Source organism: Polaromonas eurypsychrophila, from assembly GCF_014641715.1.
Lineage (GTDB): Bacteria > Pseudomonadota > Gammaproteobacteria > Burkholderiales > Burkholderiaceae_C > Polaromonas > Polaromonas eurypsychrophila.
In genome coordinates, this window is record NZ_BMIG01000005.1 from 131,562 (window position 1) to 147,387 (window position 15,826).

Annotated in this window: 15 protein-coding genes; 6 read left to right on the top strand and 9 right to left on the bottom strand. The window is 62.4% G+C overall.

Translation table 11 applies throughout. The features are described from left to right. The first annotated feature begins 59 nt into the window (after positions 1–59). The gene (locus IEX16_RS08890) at positions 60–2,531 is read left to right on the top strand and encodes a PAS domain-containing sensor histidine kinase (RefSeq protein WP_188707991.1); all 2,472 of its coding nucleotides are present in this window, start codon (positions 60–62) and stop codon (positions 2,529–2,531) included. A gap of 104 nt (positions 2,532–2,635) precedes the next feature. On the opposite strand, the gene IEX16_RS08895 is transcribed toward IEX16_RS08890, so the two are convergent. Next, entirely contained in the window at positions 2,636–2,905 is a 270-nt protein-coding gene (locus IEX16_RS08895) for a DUF1003 domain-containing protein (protein ID WP_268236607.1), read from the bottom strand. A gap of 247 nt (positions 2,906–3,152) precedes the next feature. Beyond that, the gene (locus IEX16_RS08900; RefSeq protein ID WP_188707993.1) at positions 3,153–3,635 is read right to left on the bottom strand and encodes a hemerythrin domain-containing protein; all 483 of its coding nucleotides are present in this window, start codon (positions 3,633–3,635) and stop codon (positions 3,153–3,155) included. A gap of 324 nt (positions 3,636–3,959) precedes the next feature. On the opposite strand from IEX16_RS08900, the gene IEX16_RS08905 reads away from it, so the two are divergent. Then, a complete protein-coding gene (locus IEX16_RS08905; protein ID WP_188707994.1) occupies positions 3,960–4,904 on the top strand; it encodes a sugar kinase in 945 nt (314 codons plus the stop codon). A gap of 185 nt (positions 4,905–5,089) precedes the next feature. On the opposite strand, the gene IEX16_RS08910 is transcribed toward IEX16_RS08905, so the two are convergent. The 7 genes from IEX16_RS08910 to polA all read right to left on the bottom strand — a co-directional run bounded on the left by IEX16_RS08910 (position 5,090) and on the right by polA (position 12,523). Further along, positions 5,090–5,386, bottom strand: a complete 297-nt coding sequence (locus IEX16_RS08910; protein ID WP_188707995.1) for a hypothetical protein — start codon at positions 5,384–5,386, stop codon at positions 5,090–5,092. 2 nt (positions 5,387–5,388) lie between these two features. After that, a complete protein-coding gene (locus IEX16_RS08915) occupies positions 5,389–5,550 on the bottom strand; it encodes a hypothetical protein (RefSeq protein WP_188707996.1) in 162 nt (53 codons plus the stop codon). A 275-nt stretch (positions 5,551–5,825) separates the two neighbouring features. Then, a complete protein-coding gene (locus tag IEX16_RS08920) occupies positions 5,826–6,701 on the bottom strand; it encodes a ZIP family metal transporter (protein WP_188707997.1) in 876 nt (291 codons plus the stop codon). Between the two features lie 135 nt (positions 6,702–6,836). Further along, on the bottom strand, positions 6,837–7,736 hold the full coding sequence (locus IEX16_RS08925) for a dienelactone hydrolase family protein (protein WP_188707998.1): 900 nt from the start codon (positions 7,734–7,736) through the stop codon (positions 6,837–6,839). Positions 7,737–7,837: 101 nt separating this feature from the next. Continuing rightward, positions 7,838–8,641, bottom strand: a complete 804-nt coding sequence (locus IEX16_RS08930) for a fumarylacetoacetate hydrolase family protein (protein ID WP_188707999.1) — start codon at positions 8,639–8,641, stop codon at positions 7,838–7,840. A 126-nt stretch (positions 8,642–8,767) separates the two neighbouring features. Further along, positions 8,768–9,676 (bottom strand): helix-turn-helix transcriptional regulator, encoded by a 909-nt coding sequence (locus IEX16_RS08935; RefSeq protein ID WP_188708206.1) that lies wholly within the window; start codon positions 9,674–9,676, stop codon positions 8,768–8,770. 18 nt (positions 9,677–9,694) lie between these two features. Beyond that, on the bottom strand, positions 9,695–12,523 hold the full coding sequence (polA, locus tag IEX16_RS08940; RefSeq protein WP_188708000.1) for a DNA polymerase I: 2,829 nt from the start codon (positions 12,521–12,523) through the stop codon (positions 9,695–9,697). A 252-nt stretch (positions 12,524–12,775) separates the two neighbouring features. Here polA and IEX16_RS08945 point away from each other — a divergent pair, with 252 nt between their 5' ends. The 4 genes from IEX16_RS08945 (at position 12,776) to IEX16_RS08960 (ending at position 15,816) form a co-directional block, all read left to right on the top strand. Then, positions 12,776–13,144, top strand: coding sequence for a hypothetical protein (locus tag IEX16_RS08945; RefSeq protein WP_188708001.1), 369 nt, complete (start codon positions 12,776–12,778; stop codon positions 13,142–13,144). 36 nt (positions 13,145–13,180) lie between these two features. Continuing rightward, complete coding sequence (locus IEX16_RS08950) at positions 13,181–14,173, top strand: homoserine kinase (protein ID WP_188708002.1); 993 nt, start codon at positions 13,181–13,183, stop codon at positions 14,171–14,173. Between the two features lie 153 nt (positions 14,174–14,326). Continuing rightward, the gene (locus IEX16_RS08955) at positions 14,327–15,097 is read left to right on the top strand and encodes a BPSS1780 family membrane protein (RefSeq protein WP_188708003.1); all 771 of its coding nucleotides are present in this window, start codon (positions 14,327–14,329) and stop codon (positions 15,095–15,097) included. Beyond that, entirely contained in the window at positions 15,094–15,816 is a 723-nt protein-coding gene (locus IEX16_RS08960; RefSeq protein WP_188708004.1) for a FecR family protein, read from the top strand. Before IEX16_RS08955 ends, IEX16_RS08960 begins: the two co-directional genes overlap by 4 nt. Positions 15,817–15,826 lie beyond the last annotated feature (10 nt).

The following is a 15,826-nucleotide window of genomic DNA, read 5'->3' on the forward strand; positions in this document are numbered from 1 at the left end:
AAGATCTGATAGGACAAGCTCACTCCTACGGGCTGCGAGCGGTCTCGGTGGTGATGCTGTTGGGCCTTCCTATCTTGCTGATGCTGTCAGTCCTGCAAGACGGTCCGCCCTTCGAAACCGCACTCCTTTCATTTGCCATCGTGATTGCCGGCCTGACGCACTACCTGGTGCGCCGCGGACACAACCTGTGGGCGGCCCGACTGCTGGTTTTCTCCCTGATCGCCTGTTCGGCAGCGGGCGTTTATGCGTTCGGATCGGTGCGCAGTGCGATCGCGGTAGGGTTCAGCGGCGCCATTGTGACGGCCGGCATGGCGCTCGGAAAAAAAACCCTTATCCTTGCCATCGCGCTGAGCACCGCGGCGTTGGCGGCGCTGACATGGGCCGAGCAAGCAGGCCTTCTCGTCAAGCCTGATTTATCGGTAGGCGTGGGGTTCTGGCTACTTCACGTGATTCTACTGGTAGGCGCCGGCATCAGCATTTACGTCAACCGCGATCTCGTGCTGCGCGCCTTACGCGAGCAGCGCACCGAACTGAAGCGACGCGAACAGGCCGAGCACGCGCTGCGCCTGAGTGAAGACCGCTTCAGCCGCATTTTCCGCAGCAGCCCCGCAGCCATCGTTGTGCAGGCTGTCGAGGGGATGAAAATGCTGGACGTAAACCCGGCATTCGAACGCCTGTATGGCTACAGCCGCGATGAATTGATGGGCGGTACCGACGCTGCACTCTGGAACTCCCCGGAAGACCGAAGAACGTTTGTTCGTCAGATGGTCAAAGCCGGTCGCGTGATCAACCTGCCCATTAAAGGGCGCACCAAAGACGGTCGCCAGGTTCATATCCTGTTGTCCACAGAAATTGAGGGTGATGGCCCGGGCCGCATCGTGGTCTCCACCATCACCGATGCCACCGCCGAGTATCAGGCCCGGCAAGCGGCGCGGCAGTCGGCCGAGCTGTTTTCCAAGGCCTTTGACTTCAGCCCCATCAACATGACCATCACCCGTGTTGCGGACGGGAAATTCCTGGCAATCAATGCCGCAGACGATGAAGTGCAAGGCTACATGGCCGCCGAGCTGATTGGTCGCACTTCGGTGGAAGCCGGGGTCTGGGTTGACGAGGCTGAACGCCGACAGTTTATTGCCACGCTGCGCGAGCAGAGACAGGTGCAGAGTCTTGACACCCAGATGCGCCACAAGGATGGCCAGATGGTGGACTGCCGGATGTGGGCGGTCATTGTCGAGATCGGGGGTGAGCCCTGTGTCCTGAGTTCGACCATCAACATCTCGAAGCAAAAGCGACGTGAAGCGCTGTTGATTGACATTGCCAAGGGACTGTCCGCAGAAACCGGAGAAGCCTTTTTCCGGTCTGTGGTGCAACACCTGGGCAAGGCCATCGGAGCCGACCTCGTCATGGTTGGCGAAAGGGTAGACAACCAGCAAATCGCCTCGCTGGCCATGATTCAGGACGGCGTGATGCAGCCCAATCTCGCTTACCCGCTGTCAGGTACACCCTGCGACACGGCCGCCGGCCAGGATGACATGTGTGTTTACAACCATGGCATCCGGAAGCGCTTTCCAGAAGACAGCTTTCTGGTGGATGGCGGCTTCCATGCCTATGCAGGGGTGACGCTACGTGACGCGGATGGAACACCGATTGGCATCGTCAACGCCATGTGGCGCAAGCCGCAGCCTGCCTCACCTGACCGCGATGCGCTGCTGCAGATTTTTGCAAACAGGACTTCGGCCGAGCTGGTGCGTCTGCACCGCGACCGCGAAATCCAGCGCCTGAACGAAACGCTGGAGCAACGCGTGAACGAACGCACCGACCAGCTCAAGGCGACCAATGCCGAGCTCGAGTCTTTCGGTTATTCGGTCTCGCACGATCTGCAGTCACCGCTGCGCAGCATTGAAGGTTTCAGCGTGTTGCTGGCGCGCCGGCTCAAGGGCCGGCTCAGCGGGGAAGAAGAGCGCCTGTTTGACCGAGTTCGCATCAACGTCGTACGCATGCACGAACTGATCAACGACCTGTTGGCCCTGGCCCGCGCCAGCAAGGGAAAATTGTTGCTGGATCAGGTGGACCTCAGTGCCCTGGCCCAACAGGTCGTCGAGCAACTGCGCCAGCGTGAGCCCACGCGGCAGGTCCGGGTGGAGATACAAAGCGGCATCCACACGCGCTGCGACGGCAAGTTCGCGCGCATCATCCTGGAAAACCTGCTCGGCAACGCCTGGAAATATTCACGCAACAGCGTCGACGCGAGCATCAGTTTTGGCGCCCTGCCCGCCCGCGAGGGCGGTCGCAAAATGCTGTTTGTCCGCGACAACGGCGCCGGTTTTGACATGGCCTATGCCGACAGCCTGTTCAAGCCCTTTCACCGCCTGCACCACGAGACCGAGTTCGAAGGCAGCGGCATCGGCCTGGCCACGGTACACCGCATCCTGGAGCGACACGGCGGCACAATACGCGGGGAATCGGCGGAGGGCGCCGGCGCATGTTTCTATTTTTCGTTTGATCCAAGATTCGGCGCGGCGCGCGGCTGAACCGACCCGGAGTCGAGCCACGCTCAGCAAGTTTGTCTGGTCGCGCGTTCAGCCGAGACGATCTGGTCCAGCAGGGCGCGCGGATCGGTATTGTGGGCGAAAGCCTATGCTTCGGCCTGGTCGGCTTCACTGATCTCCAGCTTGGCGGCGATCGTGCCCATGAGACGAAGCATGGCAGTCATTTCCCGCTCGTTGAGCAAGTTGATCTGCAGGTCGAAATGATGGCGCCTCTCGCTTTCCCGTCTGGCAATGTTTTGCCCGATCATGATGAAGAAAGACATGAAAATCGCTTCCAGGGACTCCACCATCGTCAGGAAAGTGAAGGGATAGAGATCAAAGGCCAGCGGGCTGGAATTGAACCCCATCCAACTCATAAATAAATCGCATGCAGCCAGAGCACAGGCGCGGTACCGCAAAAACCCGCAATGCTTGCGGCCATGCGGTAGGCTCAGGGCCGGCGTGCCTGCCGCTCGCGTTCCAGCCGTGGGATGACCTCGATGTTGCTGCGGGTCAACTGCTCAATACTCTCCGCTTCGGACGCCGGCGGTGCGGGGGCGCTTTCGGCCCGCCGCGCGCGACCACGCGGAAAATCTTGCGCGTCGGCGACGCCCGCCACAGGCATCAGGCCGGCATTTCGTAATTGGCCAACAGTTCTTCCTTCAGCGCCTTCAGGTCCGCCACCATGGCCTTGAGGTCCATGTCGCTCTTACGTGCTTTCGGGAACATCTCCTCGCGCTCCTCTTCCACATGGTGGTCGATATATTCGCCAAGCACGATGACCTTGGCATCAAACAGCTCTTCATCGGCATCCATGCCCGAGATTTGCGCGATCAGGTCCTTGGCGCTGGCATGCTCCACCTCGGCTTCGTTGAGCAGATCATCGTCATGGATGGCCTCGCGCGCAGCGGGGTAGAAAATCTGCTCTTCAATTTCCGCGTGCACGGTCAACTCCTTGCAGATCTTGTCGGCAATGGCTTTGCGTTCATCGCTGGCCGCCTTGGCCTCGCTGAGTTTCTTGAACTGGGTGAACAGTTTTTTGACGGCAACGTGGTCAGCGTCGAGCAGGTCGACGGCATCGTTCATCTTGGGAGGTGCTTTGCTCATGGTGGAGATTCCTTGGTTAGAGTTGACTGTCATTCACAGCCCCGTGGGCGCTGCATGCATGGCGGTTTGCCAGCACAAAATCACTCTAGGTACGCGTCTGGGGCGCCTGTGTCGGACGCTGTTGATCTTGTTGTAGGACTGCAGGCAGCGGCCCGAATCCGGTTTGATCACCTCAGCCTGGCCGCCGGGTGTCAGCGCACTCCTCACCATTTATGTATGGAACTCCGCTCCAGCCCATATGCAGAAATCGGGATCAGCTATTAATTGCATAGCAACTGCGGAGTGCTAGGATTTGCGCACCCTGCACTCTCCCAAGACCCTTTTATGACAAGCGCGCTGGACGTTGTAACTTTTGGTGAAGCGATGCTGCTGCTGGTGGCCGACCGGCCAGGCGCTCTGGAGGACGCTGCGTCCTTTCATAAACGTACGGCCGGCGCGGAAACCAATGTCGCCATCGGCCTGGCCCGCCTCGGCCTGAAGGTCGGCTGGGCCAGCCGACTCGGCACCGACATGATGGGCCGCTACTTGATCCGCGAGATGTCGGCCGAAGGCATTGACTGCTCGCATGTGGCACTCACCGCCGCGCAATCCACCGGTTTCATGATCAAGGGCAGTGTGCTGGACGGCAGCGATCCTACGGTGGAATACCACCGCAGGGGGTCGGCTGCCAGCCACATGGGCACGCAGGACATCGACACCGCCTGGCTGCTGTCGGCGCGGCATCTGCACGCCACCGGCGTGTTTGCGGCGATCTCGCCGACCACACTGCCGTTGGCGCGCCAGAGCATGGACCTGATGCGTGCGGCCGGGCGCACGGTGTCGTTTGACCCGAATCTGCGGCCCACGCTGTGGGCCACGCGGGAGATCATGGTTGACGCCATCAACGACCTGGCGGTGCGCGCCGACTGGGTGCTGCCTGGTCTGGAAGAAGGCCGACTGCTGACCGGCGAGAGCACTGCCGAAGGCATTGCCCGTTTCTACCGCGCGCGCGGCGCCAGCCTGGTGATTGTCAAGCTCGGCAGCGAAGGCGCGTACTTTGACGGCGAACACGGCAGCGGCCACGTGGCGGGCTTTCCTGTGGGCAAGGTGGTGGACACCGTGGGCGCGGGCGACGGTTTTGCCGTGGGTGTGATCAGTGCCCTGCTGACCGGTTGCGACGTGCCGGCGGCCGTCAGACGCGGCGCCTGGATAGGCGCGCGTGCGGTGCAGGTGTTGGGCGACAGCGAAGGGCTGCCGGCGCGCGCAGAACTCGAAGCAGCCGGAGTTTAAAGAAAAATCTGCTGCCAGCCCTTACCTGCAAAGCGCCAACAGCTCTTAAAGGTAGAGCGTCAATGGCTCTAAATAGCTCTATCCACCCGTCGGGCAACTACATCGGCTCAGGTGTGGGCTGCACCTGACCCGGGTTGGGCGGCGTGCTCAGCGGTTGAACCGGTTGCGGTGGCGGTACGATGGGGTCAGTGGCCATGGATCTCGCCTATGGGTTTGTCGCCCGAAGCCTCGGTCGGTTTGTCGATATCGCGAATGTCTCCGCCCTCGGGATCGCCGCCGTCAGATGGAATGCCGCGCTCCCTGTTGTTGATTTCGGGCTCTTCGTCCATGGGCGGATGCTTCTTGCCGGCTGAGGCCGAAGGGTTGCGCGCATCACCATTGCGGCCGGGGTCGGCAGGTAGCGGCGGCGTAGGGTCGGTATTGCTGTCGTCGCCGGGCGGAACGGTGTCCTCGTCCGGCGCGGGTTTCGGTTCGGCGTGCATGTTCACAGGCCCGTGACCAGCAGGATGGGCGCGGTTTCCGTCACCACGGCAGCGGCTGCCGCCATGCTGGCGCACACGGTGGTGAAGTAGGCGATCCAGGCCGCCATCAGGCGGCGGGCGCGGCGGGGCTTGGCGGGGCGTTGCTGGGAGGTGAGCAGTTTCATGGCGCATCCTTAAAAGAATGATTTCATGATCGCGCCTCAGGCGTGCTCCGCTTATAGGCAGCAAGGCACTGTTCGTGTCAGCCTGCGGCTGACACGCCAGGCCAGGGTCTGTCCACACTCACTATTTATGCAAGATGCGTTGCGAGTCAAAAAGGTCATGCGCGAGGCGCAAAATGCAGCCGGGCTGGCGCCCGGCAAGGCTTTGCAACACTGAGCATGGCCTTTTTGGCCGCAACCCGGAGGGAACTCACTTGTATAAATAGCGTGAACAGACCCTAGTGGCCGTGAGCCAGCCCGCTGACCACCGTGACCAGCGCAATACCAACCACCAGCCAAGCGATCTGGGCAAAGGTTTCGCGGGCGCTCAGGCGTTTTTGCAGTTGCGGGATCAGGTCGGCCAGCGCCACATAGACAAAACTGCTGGACGCGACCACCAGAAAGTAAGGCAGCCAGTCGTGCAGCATGTCCACCAGCGCGTAGCCGACCAGGCCGCCCAGCGCGGTCACGGCGCCGGCCAGCGACACCTTGACCAGTGCAGCGCGCTGGTTGCTGGAGGTCTGGCGCAGCACCACCAGGTCGCCCATGTGGTGCGGGATCTCATGCGCCAGCACCGCCAGCGCGGTGATCACGCCCAGGCGCATGTCGGCCACAAACGCGGAGGCGATCAATATGCCGTCGCCAAATGCGTGCACGCTGTCGCCGGTTAGCACAGCCCAGCTACCGGATTTGACCGGGTGGCTGTGATGATGGTGGCTCCCGTGGCCATGCTCCAGCGGGCCGGGCGAAGTTTGCACAGGTTCGGCAGGCAGGGAGTTGCTGGTGCGCACCGGCGCCAGCAGCTCGCCCAACGCTGGTTCGCCGGCCCGCAGGTCATGGTGCTCATGGCCGTGGTGATAAAGCTCGGCCTTGTCGAGCAGAAAGAAAAACACCAGACCGACCAGCAAGGTGGCAAACAACTCCTGCGCGCCAGCCTGGCTTTCAAAAGCTTCAGGCAGCAGGTGCATGAAAGCGGTCGCCAGCAGCGCGCCAGCCGCCAGGCTCAGCATGTGGGTGGTGTAACGCGCCAGCACGCCAAAGCTCAGCAGCGCGGCCAGCCACACGCTGCCGATGCCGGCGGCCAGGGTGCCGGTCAAAATTGCTATCAAAGTCATAGCTGCTTACGCCCGATCTGTATGGGCTGGAGCCCTCAAAGGTTAAATAAACGCCGAAACGGGCTGAAGCCGATAAAAAAGCCGCCGCACATTGCTGTGGGGCGGCCCTGGACACCACGGAAACGCTAGAGGATTTTAAGCGACGCCGTTGGCCTTGAACCACGCCAGAGCACGTTTCCAGCCGTCGTCGGCCGGTTCCTTGCGGAAGCTCGGGCGGTAGTCGGCATGGAAGGCGTGCGGGGCATCAGGGTACACCACAAACTGCGAGGCCTTCGCCGCGGGGCTGCCGGCGGCAAGCGCAGCTTTCATCTTGTCGACCGTGTCCAGCGGGATGCCGGCATCCTGGCCACCGTACAAGCCGAGCACCGGACCGTTCAGGATAGGCGCAATTTCCACCGGGTGTTTCGGCGTTAGCGGTGTGGAGGCGCCGACCAGGCGGCCATACCAGGCCACACCGGCCTTGACGTTGGGACTGTGCGCCGCATACAGCCAGGTCACGCGGCCACCCCAGCAAAAACCGGTAATGCCGACCTTGCCGGTGTCGCCGCCGTTGGCGCCGGCCCATTTCACCGCCCCGTCGAGGTCGGCCATGACTTGCGCGTCAGGCACCTTGGAGACGACTTCGGCCATCAGCTTGGCCATCTCCCCGTACTGGCTCGGGTCGCCCTGGCGGGCATACAGTTCTGGCGCAATCGCCAGGTAACCGGCCTTGGCAAAACGGCGGGCGGTGTCGGCGATGTATTCATGCACGCCAAAAATCTCCTGGATTACCAGGATCACCGGCAGATTGGTCTTGCCGGCCGGCGCAGCGAAATAGGCCGGCACCTTAAAACCGTTGACCTCGAAACTGGTCTCGCCGGCTTTCAGTCCGTCGGCGGAGGTCTTGATGGCGGTCTGCGCCATGATCGGCAAGGCCGTCGCGGCATAACCCACACCCAGGGCCGCCTTCAGTGCAGTACGGCGGCTGGCGCCGTTTTCGGTGGCGTGGCCGGGCAGCAGAGAATCAAACTCGTTTTTCAGGTCGCTAGTTAGCATGGCGGGTCCTCAAGGGGTGGATGAAATAACCCGTTGGAGTCTAAGCGCTGGCCGAAATTTCTGCACGCAGGGGGAATACTTTTGCCTTCCCCCTGCCATGTTCAGACGATACGGACGCTGAGTTCGGGAAGACCGTCGATATGGCATTCGATCACGTCACCCTTGACCACCGGTCCGACATTTTCCGGCGTGCCCGAATAAATGATGTCGCCGGGAAACAGCTCAAACGCCTCGGACAGCCTGGAAATCTGCTCCGCCACCGACCAGATCATGTGGTTCAGCGTGGCCTGCTGCTTGATCTGCCCGTTGACCTTGAGCCAGATCGCACCCTTGGTGTAATGCCCGGTCTGCGCCACCTTGTGGATGGGGCTGATGGGCGCCGAACGGTCGAAACTCTTGCCGATCTCCCAGGGCTTTTTCTGGTCGCCCATGCCGCGTTGCAGGTCACGCCGCGTCATGTCCAGTCCCAAGGCATAACCGTAGACGCAATCCAGCGCCGTGCTCATGGGAATGTTGCGCCCGCCTTTGGACAGGGCGGCGACGAGTTCCACCTCGTAGTGGTAGTTTTTGGTCAGCGACGGATAGGGATGGTCGGCCACGGTACCGGGCGGCACGACCTGGATGGCATCCGTCGGTTTCTGGAAAAAGAAAGGCGGCTCGCGCGTCGGGTCCGAGCCCATTTCAATGGCGTGGGCCGCATAGTTGCGGCCTATGCAGTAAACCCGGCGCACCGGAAACATCTCGCTGCTGCCGGCAATCGGCACAAAGGTGTCGGCCACCCGGAAAGGCGTGGCCGGTGCAGGGCCCGCCGCGCCGGTCGTGGCGCAGCCGGTCAGGGCACCTGCCGCCATCAGGGCGCCCGATTGGAGCAGTCCGCGTTTACTGAGTTTGGTGATATTTGTCATGTCTGTCTCCTTGGTTTTGTACATGCCCGGCCAGCTTAAGCCGCAATCGCCCGCGGCGGCCGGACGCAATTACGCTTTAAGCGGACGATTCAATGCAAGGCTGTTGCAGCGCAGCAGGCGCTGCGCTCAAACGGCTCCGGAGATTCGCGCACGCACGCCGTCGCGGAAGGCCCGCGGCGTCTGGCCAAAACGCTGGCGAAAGCGCCGCGCAAAGTAGGCTTCGTCGGCAAACCCCGAGGCGTGCGCGACCGCAGCAATACGTTGGCTGCTGTGGGTCAGCAGCTCCTGCGCAAACTCCAGCCGGCGTTCGGTCACCAGGTCGGTGAAGGTTTTGCCGGTTTCTTTCTTGAGCAGGTGCGCCAGGTAGTTGGGCGACAGGAAAGCCGCGGCCGCCGCGTCGGCCAGCGTGATCTCAGCGGCCAGGTGTTCACGGATATACCGAACAGCGCGCTGCAGACTGGCCTTGCGGCTGCCCTGCTGGGCCTGGCTGGCCGAAAAGCGCAACAGCTCGGCTTCAAACTTGCGGCAGGTCATGCCGATCAATTGCAGCATCAGGCCACGAATCATCTCCACCGAGCCGAAGCGGCGCTGCGCATTTTCGGCAGCCAGTTTGTCGAGCAGCGCTTCCACTTCGGGAAACTCGTCTTCCGAAAAATGGAAGTCGGCGTATTCCTGGAACAGGAAAGGCGCGAGTTCGGGCGCCCGGCTCAGCGGCACGTCTTCCAGGTCCAGCGGGTCCACGTCCAGGCCGGGTCGCAGGAATTGCTGCGCCATGTTGATGATCACGTAACGCGAACCCTCAGGGTGTGGGATCACATGCACGCGGTAAGGCAGGATAAAACTCAGGTAACCGCGCCGGAACGGCCGCACCGTGCCGGCCACGTTCTGCTGGGTGTCGCCCTGCAGGCTGATCTGGATTTGAAAATACTCGTGCCGATGTGGGCGCACCAGCGGCGGCCGCACCAGTTGCGAGCGGATGTCAAAGTCCAGGTGGTCGGCCCGCTCGGACATGCCATAGGTTTTTATATCCATCAGATCGCGCTCCCTCGAAATTCAGTGCGCCTGTTCCCAGTTCGGGCCCACGCCGATCTCGGCCAGCAACGGCACCTTGAGCTCGGCGACACCGGCCATCAGGCGCGGGATTTCTGTGCGCAGCCATTCGACCTCGGCCTCGGGCACTTCAAAGACAAGTTCATCGTGCACCTGCATGATCATTTTGGTCGCGCGTTTTTCCGCATCCAGCACCTGCTGCACCTTGACCATGCTGAGCTTGATCAGATCGGCCGCTGTGCCCTGCATGGGCGCATTGATGGCCTGCCTTTCGGCGGCCTTCTTGCGTGGACCGTTGCCGCCATTGATCTCGGCCAGGTACAGCCGCCGACCAAACACGGTCTCGACAAAATGATTGTCCTGCGCAAACACCACGGTCTGCTCCATGTAGTTCTTGACGCCCGGATAACGCTGAAAATACTTGTCGATGTAGGCCGCCGCTGCCCTGGTTTCGATGCCGAGGTTGCGCGCAAGGCCGAAGCTGCTCATGCCGTAGATCAGGCCGAAGTTGATGACCTTGGCGTAGCGCCGCTGCTCGCTGCTGACTTGCGCCAGGTCCACGCTGAAGACCTCGGCGGCCGTGGCCTTGTGCACGTCCAGGCCGTCGGTGAAAGCGCGCAGCAGCGCTTCGTCACCGCTGAGGTGGGCCATGATGCGCAGCTCGATTTGCGAGTAGTCGGCGCTGGCGATCACGCTGCCCCCAGGGGCGACAAAAGCTTCCCGCACGCGCCGGCCTTCTGGCGTTCGCACCGGGATGTTTTGCAGATTCGGGTCGTTGCTCGACAAACGACCTGTCACCGCCACGGCCTGCGCGTAATGCGTGTGCACCCTGCCGGTTCGCGGCAGCGCGAGCTGGGCCAGCTTGTCGGTGTAAGTGCCCTTGAGCTTGCTCAGCGAGCGGTGCTCAAGCAGCTTGGCCGGCAGTGGGTAGTCCTCGGCGAGTTTTTCCAGCACTTCCTCGTCGGTGCTGCGCGCGCCGCTCGGGGTCTTCTTGATCACCGGCATGCCCAGCTTGTCGAAGAAAATTTCACCGAGCTGTTTCGGGCTGCCCAGGTTGAAAGGCTGGCCGGCGATCTCGTAGGCCTCGGCCTCAAGTTGCACAATGCGCTGGCCGAGCTCGTGGCTTTGGGTGGCCAGCATGGGCGCGTCGATCAGCACGCCGTTGCGCTCGATGCGGTACAGCGCCTCGCTGCTTTGCATCTCCAGATCGTAGATAAAACGCAACTTCTCGTTGGCCTGCACCTGGGGCCACAACACGCGGTGCACGTCCAGCGTCTGGTCGGAGTCTTCGCACGAATATTCGGCGGCCTTGGCGATGTCGACCTGGTTGAACTTGATCTGGTGCGCACCCTTGCCGCACAGGTCTTCGTAATTGATGCCGCTGCGCCCCACATGCCGCTCGGCCAGGCTGGCCAGGCCATGCGGTTTGGTCACTTCGAGCACATAACTCTGCAGCATGGTGTCGTGTGCATAGCCCTGCACCTCGATGCCATGGTTGGCAAACACATGGCGGTCGTACTTGACGTGTTGGCCAAGTTTGGATTTGGCCGGATTTTCCAGCCAGGGTTTGAGCCGCGCCAGCACCTCGTTTCGCGGCAGTTGCTCAGGCGCATCGGGGTAATCGTGCGTCAGCGGGATGTAGGCTGCCGCGCCGGGTTGGACGCTGAAGCTCAGGCCGACGATCTGCGCCAGCATTTCGTCAAGCGAAGTGGTCTCCGTGTCCAGCGCCACCAGGTCGGCCGCTTCGATTTTTGCGAGCCAGGTGTCGAACAGCTCCCAGCTCAGCACGGTGTCGTAACGCAGGTTGGTCGTGCGTTCGGCCAGCGGAGGCGTGTCCGCCGGGGCTGGTTCATCGAACAGGCCGGGCGAAGAGGTATCGGCGACTTTGGCTTTGGGCTGGGCAGGCCGGCCCTCGGGTGCACTGATCAGCTCGGGGGGCGTGCTTTCAATCTCAATCTGCCGGACCAGGCCCTTGAACCCGTACTTTTGATAAAAACCCTTCAACGCCTCCGTCTGTTGTGGCCCCATCGCTATGGATTCCATCGCGGGCAAACCATCGATGTAGTCCACCAGCTCGCAGTCCTTCTTGATGGTCAGGAGCTCGCGGCCCCTGGGCAGCCAGTCAAGGGTCTGACGCAGGTTCTCGCCGACCACGCCCTTGATCTCGTCGGCGCGCGCCACCAGCGCATCGAGTGAGCCGTATTCGAGCAGCCACTTGACGGCGGTCTTGGGGCCGACCTTGGGCACGCCCGGCACGTTGTCCACCGCGTCGCCAACCAAGGTCTGGTAATCGACCATCAGCCGCGGCGGCACGCCGAACTCGGCTTCAACACCGGCCAGATCCCGTCGCCTGTCGTTCATGGTGTCGATCACGGTGATGTGTTCATCGACGAGCTGGCTCAGGTCCTTGTCGCCGCTGGAAATGATGACTTCAATGCTCTGCTTCGAAGCCATGCAGGCCAGCGTGCCGATCACGTCGTCGGCCTCGACGCCCGGCACGTCCAGCACCTTCCAGCCGAGCAGGCGCACCACCTCATGGATGGGTGCAACCTGGCTGCGCAAATCGTCGGGCATGGGTGAGCGCTGGGCCTTGTAGTCGGGGTAAAGCGCGTCGCGGAAAGTCGGGCCCTTGGCGTCGAAAACACAGACAGCGTAGTCAGCCCGCACGTCCTTGCGCAGCTTTTGCATCATGTTGACCATGCCGCGTATCGCGCCGGTGGCCGGACTGGCCGGATCGCCGGGGTCGGCGCGCAAGTCGGGCATGGCATGAAAAGCGCGGTACAGGTAGCTGGAGCCGTCCACCAGCAGCAAAGTTTTTTTGTCGGTGCTCATGGCCAGGGCCTGTTCACACTATTGATGCAAGTGCGAATATGGTTAAACCAGCGCCAATCCAGGCGCGCGACGACGCCCAGCCTGAGCGGCTGAGCTAGGAGTGCAACAACGAGTGGTGCTGTTTTAACCATATTCCCTTCGGGTTGCGGCGAAACTCGCAACGCATCTTGCATAAATAGTGTGAGCAGGCCCTAGATTGTCACCGTTTTACCCGCTCTCCCCATGGGCGCGCCAGCCCCCTACAATGCTTGCATGCAACACCCTATTTGCTCCCTTCTGCTCGCCGGCGCCGCTGCGGTGTTGGCTGGCGCCCCGGCCCTGGCCCAGACGGCGGCAACCGCCCCGGCAGCAAGCTCCCCGCCCGCCGTGCAGCCCGGCACCAACCCGTCCAGCCGCCGGCCGGACGCGGCCATCCAGCGCATCCGCACCGAGGACGCCGGTTCGCGCATCGACGAAGTGCGCGTTGGCGGCGAAACCCAGAGCATCACGGTGCAGCCCAAGGCGGATGTGCCGGCCTATGAAGTGTTGCCTTCCGAGGCCACCAAGGGCGGCGGCACGGGACCGTCCAAAGCGGGCCCCGGCGCCACCGGCAGCCGTGTCTGGAACGTGCTGAAGTTCTAGCCTTCCGTTCCCAGCCTCCGGTTTTCAGTTTCAGGCATGGCCGTCTACACCGAAGTCTCGCTTGACGAGGCAGCTCCCCTTTTGCAGTCGCTCGGACTGGGGCAACTTCAAAGCATCACCGCCTGCGCAGGCGGGATTGAAAACACCAACTATTTCGTGGACACCGACCAGGGCCGCTACGTGCTAACCCTGTTTGAACGCCTGAGCTTCGCGCAATTGCCGTTCTACCTTCACCTGATGAAACACCTGGCGCAGCACGGCATCCCGGTGCCCGAGCCACATGCCATCACGGCTGCCGATGGTGCTGGCGGCAAACCCGGCGACATCTTGCTGCGCCTGAAGGGCAAACCCGCCGCCGTGGTGAACCGCCTGCGCGGCCGCAGCGAGCTGGCGCCCACGCCTGCCCATTGCGCGGCGGTCGGTGAAACCCTCGCCCGCATGCACCTGGCCGGCCGCGACTTTGACCGCAGCCAACCCAATCTGCGCGGCCTCGCCTGGTGGAACGAAACCGTGCCGGTGGTGCTGCCGCATCTGGACGAAGCGCAAAGCCGGCTGATCCGGTCGGAGCTGGCTTACCAGAACCATGTGGCGGCCTCGTCAAACTGGCACGCCTTGCCGCGCGGGCCCATCCATGCCGACCTGTTCAGAGACAACGTGATGTTTGACAGCGAGGGCGACGCGCCGCAGTTGACCGGGTTTTTCGATTTCTATTTCGCTGGCTGCGACACCTTTCTGTTTGATATCGGCGTCAGCCTGAACGATTGGTGCATCCACCTGGACAGCGGCGCGCATGATGCGGCGCGGGCCGACGCCTTCCTGGCGGCCTACCAGGCCGTGCGCCGCCTGAGCCCGCAGGAGCGGGTTTTGCTGCCGGCCATGCAGCGCGCCGGCGCGCTGCGCTTCTGGATCTCGCGCTTATGGGACTTTCACCTGCCGCGCGAAGCCGCGCTGCTGCAGGCGCACGATCCTGGCCATTTCGAGCGCGTGCTGCGCGAACGGGTGGCCCATCCCCGCGGCCTGACCTGCTGAACACGAACCGTCCAACGCGTGAAGAAAGTTGCGGGCGGGCCTGCTTTTCAAGCAAACTCGACCGCTGGCGTTAAATTGTTCACCCAATTGCCCATTTTTCACGGCACACGTGAAACCCTTTCGCCCTGAACCTCTTAACAAGCCATCCTCGCAATGAAACTCAACATCGTTCCTGCACGCACCGGCATCACATGGGTCAAGCTCGGCATCCGCACGTTCTTCAAGCAGCCGCTGGCGCTGGTGGGGTTGTTTTTTCTGTACATGGCGGCGGCCACGCTGGCATCCCTGATTCCTTTTGTGGGCGTGGTGCTGGCGCTGGCCATCGTGCCGGCGGCCACGCTGGGCCTGATGGCCGCCACGCGAGAGGCGACCAAGGGGCGTTTCCCCATGCCCGCAATACTGATCAGCGCTTTTCGAGCCGGCAAGCATCGCGCGCGCGCCATGATGGTGCTCGGTTTCTTGTATTCGGCAGCCTGCCTGCTGATCGTCACCATCGTGCCGCTGTTTGCGGACGCGCCGGTCAGCCGCGAAAGTGCGCTCTCACCCGGCATGCAGGGCGTGATGCTGCTCGTGATGGTGCTGTACCTGCCGGTGTCGGTGCTGTTCTGGCATGCGCCGGCACTGGTGCACTGGCATGGCGTGACACCTGTAAAAAGCCTGTTTTTCAGCGCCGTCGTGTGTTTCAGGAACGCCGGCGCATACGCCGTATTCGGCATCACCTGGATGGTGGTGCTGGTGCTGATTGGCCTCGTCGTCACCTTGCTGGCCAGCCTGCTGACCAGCCCCGAAGCAGCCGCCGCCGCGATCATGCCAGTGGCCTTGCTGATGGCGGCCATGTTTTCAACCTCGATTTATTTCACTTTCGAGGACAGTTTTGAAGCCTCCCCCCCCGAAGACCCGCCCCCCCCTGGAGAAACACCATGACCCAGCACCTGCTGCAAGGCCGGCAAGAAAAAGAAATCTTGTGGTTTCAAAGGCGCGATGTGCTCAAGGCAGCCGCGGCCTGGGTGGCCCTGGGCGGACTGCCGGTTGCGATGGCGCAGCAGCGAAGCAACATCGTGCAACTGGCGGGAGACGCGATGATCAACGGCGTCCCGCTGAGTCCGCAGCAATCGATTCAGACCGGTGACGCGATCCAGACGGGACCGGGCACCAACCTCATCTTTGTGATCGGCAATGCTTCGTTTCAGGTGCGGCAAAACTCCCGCCTATCGGTCGAACGCGGCGCCACGCTCAACGCGGTCAGCCTGCTGCGGCTGTTGACCGGCGCAGTGGCCAGCGTCTGGGGCAAGGGGGTAGACCGCAGCATCGTGCTGCCCACGCTGACAGCCGGGATACGCGGCACCGGTGTCTACGCCGAAATCTTTGCCGACCGGGGAGACCGCAACTACTTCTGCAATTGTTACGGCACCGTGGACATGGGCGCTGGCAATGAAAAACGGGTTTCCCAGGCCGACTACCACCAAGCATTTTGGGCGGACGCCAACCCCAACCAGGACGGCAAATTTCTGACGCCTGCCGGTGCGCTGAACCACAGCGATGAAGAGCTGGAGTTCCTGGCTGGCCTGGTGGAGCAGCGAACCTCGTGGCAACTGGCTGGACGAAAAGGCAGCCGGGACGGCGGCGGGTCCATGACCTACTAGAGCGCCGAGC

Coding starts and splice junctions, on each gene's coding strand:
- IEX16_RS08895 (WP_268236607.1), bottom strand. CDS start 2,905: ATGAGTTGGATGGGGTTCAATTCCAGCCCGCTGGCCTTTGATCTCTAT.
- IEX16_RS08900 (WP_188707993.1), bottom strand. CDS start 3,635: ATGAGCAAAGCACCTCCCAAGATGAACGATGCCGTCGACCTGCTCGAC.
- IEX16_RS08905 (WP_188707994.1), top strand. CDS start 3,960: ATGACAAGCGCGCTGGACGTTGTAACTTTTGGTGAAGCGATGCTGCTG.
- IEX16_RS08910 (WP_188707995.1), bottom strand. CDS start 5,386: ATGCACGCCGAACCGAAACCCGCGCCGGACGAGGACACCGTTCCGCCC.
- IEX16_RS08915 (WP_188707996.1), bottom strand. CDS start 5,550: ATGAAACTGCTCACCTCCCAGCAACGCCCCGCCAAGCCCCGCCGCGCC.
- IEX16_RS08920 (WP_188707997.1), bottom strand. CDS start 6,701: ATGACTTTGATAGCAATTTTGACCGGCACCCTGGCCGCCGGCATCGGC.
- IEX16_RS08925 (WP_188707998.1), bottom strand. CDS start 7,736: ATGCTAACTAGCGACCTGAAAAACGAGTTTGATTCTCTGCTGCCCGGC.
- IEX16_RS08930 (WP_188707999.1), bottom strand. CDS start 8,641: ATGACAAATATCACCAAACTCAGTAAACGCGGACTGCTCCAATCGGGC.
- polA (WP_188708000.1), bottom strand. CDS start 12,523: ATGAGCACCGACAAAAAAACTTTGCTGCTGGTGGACGGCTCCAGCTAC.
- IEX16_RS08945 (WP_188708001.1), top strand. CDS start 12,776: ATGCAACACCCTATTTGCTCCCTTCTGCTCGCCGGCGCCGCTGCGGTG.
- IEX16_RS08950 (WP_188708002.1), top strand. CDS start 13,181: ATGGCCGTCTACACCGAAGTCTCGCTTGACGAGGCAGCTCCCCTTTTG.
- IEX16_RS08955 (WP_188708003.1), top strand. CDS start 14,327: ATGAAACTCAACATCGTTCCTGCACGCACCGGCATCACATGGGTCAAG.
- IEX16_RS08960 (WP_188708004.1), top strand. CDS start 15,094: ATGACCCAGCACCTGCTGCAAGGCCGGCAAGAAAAAGAAATCTTGTGG.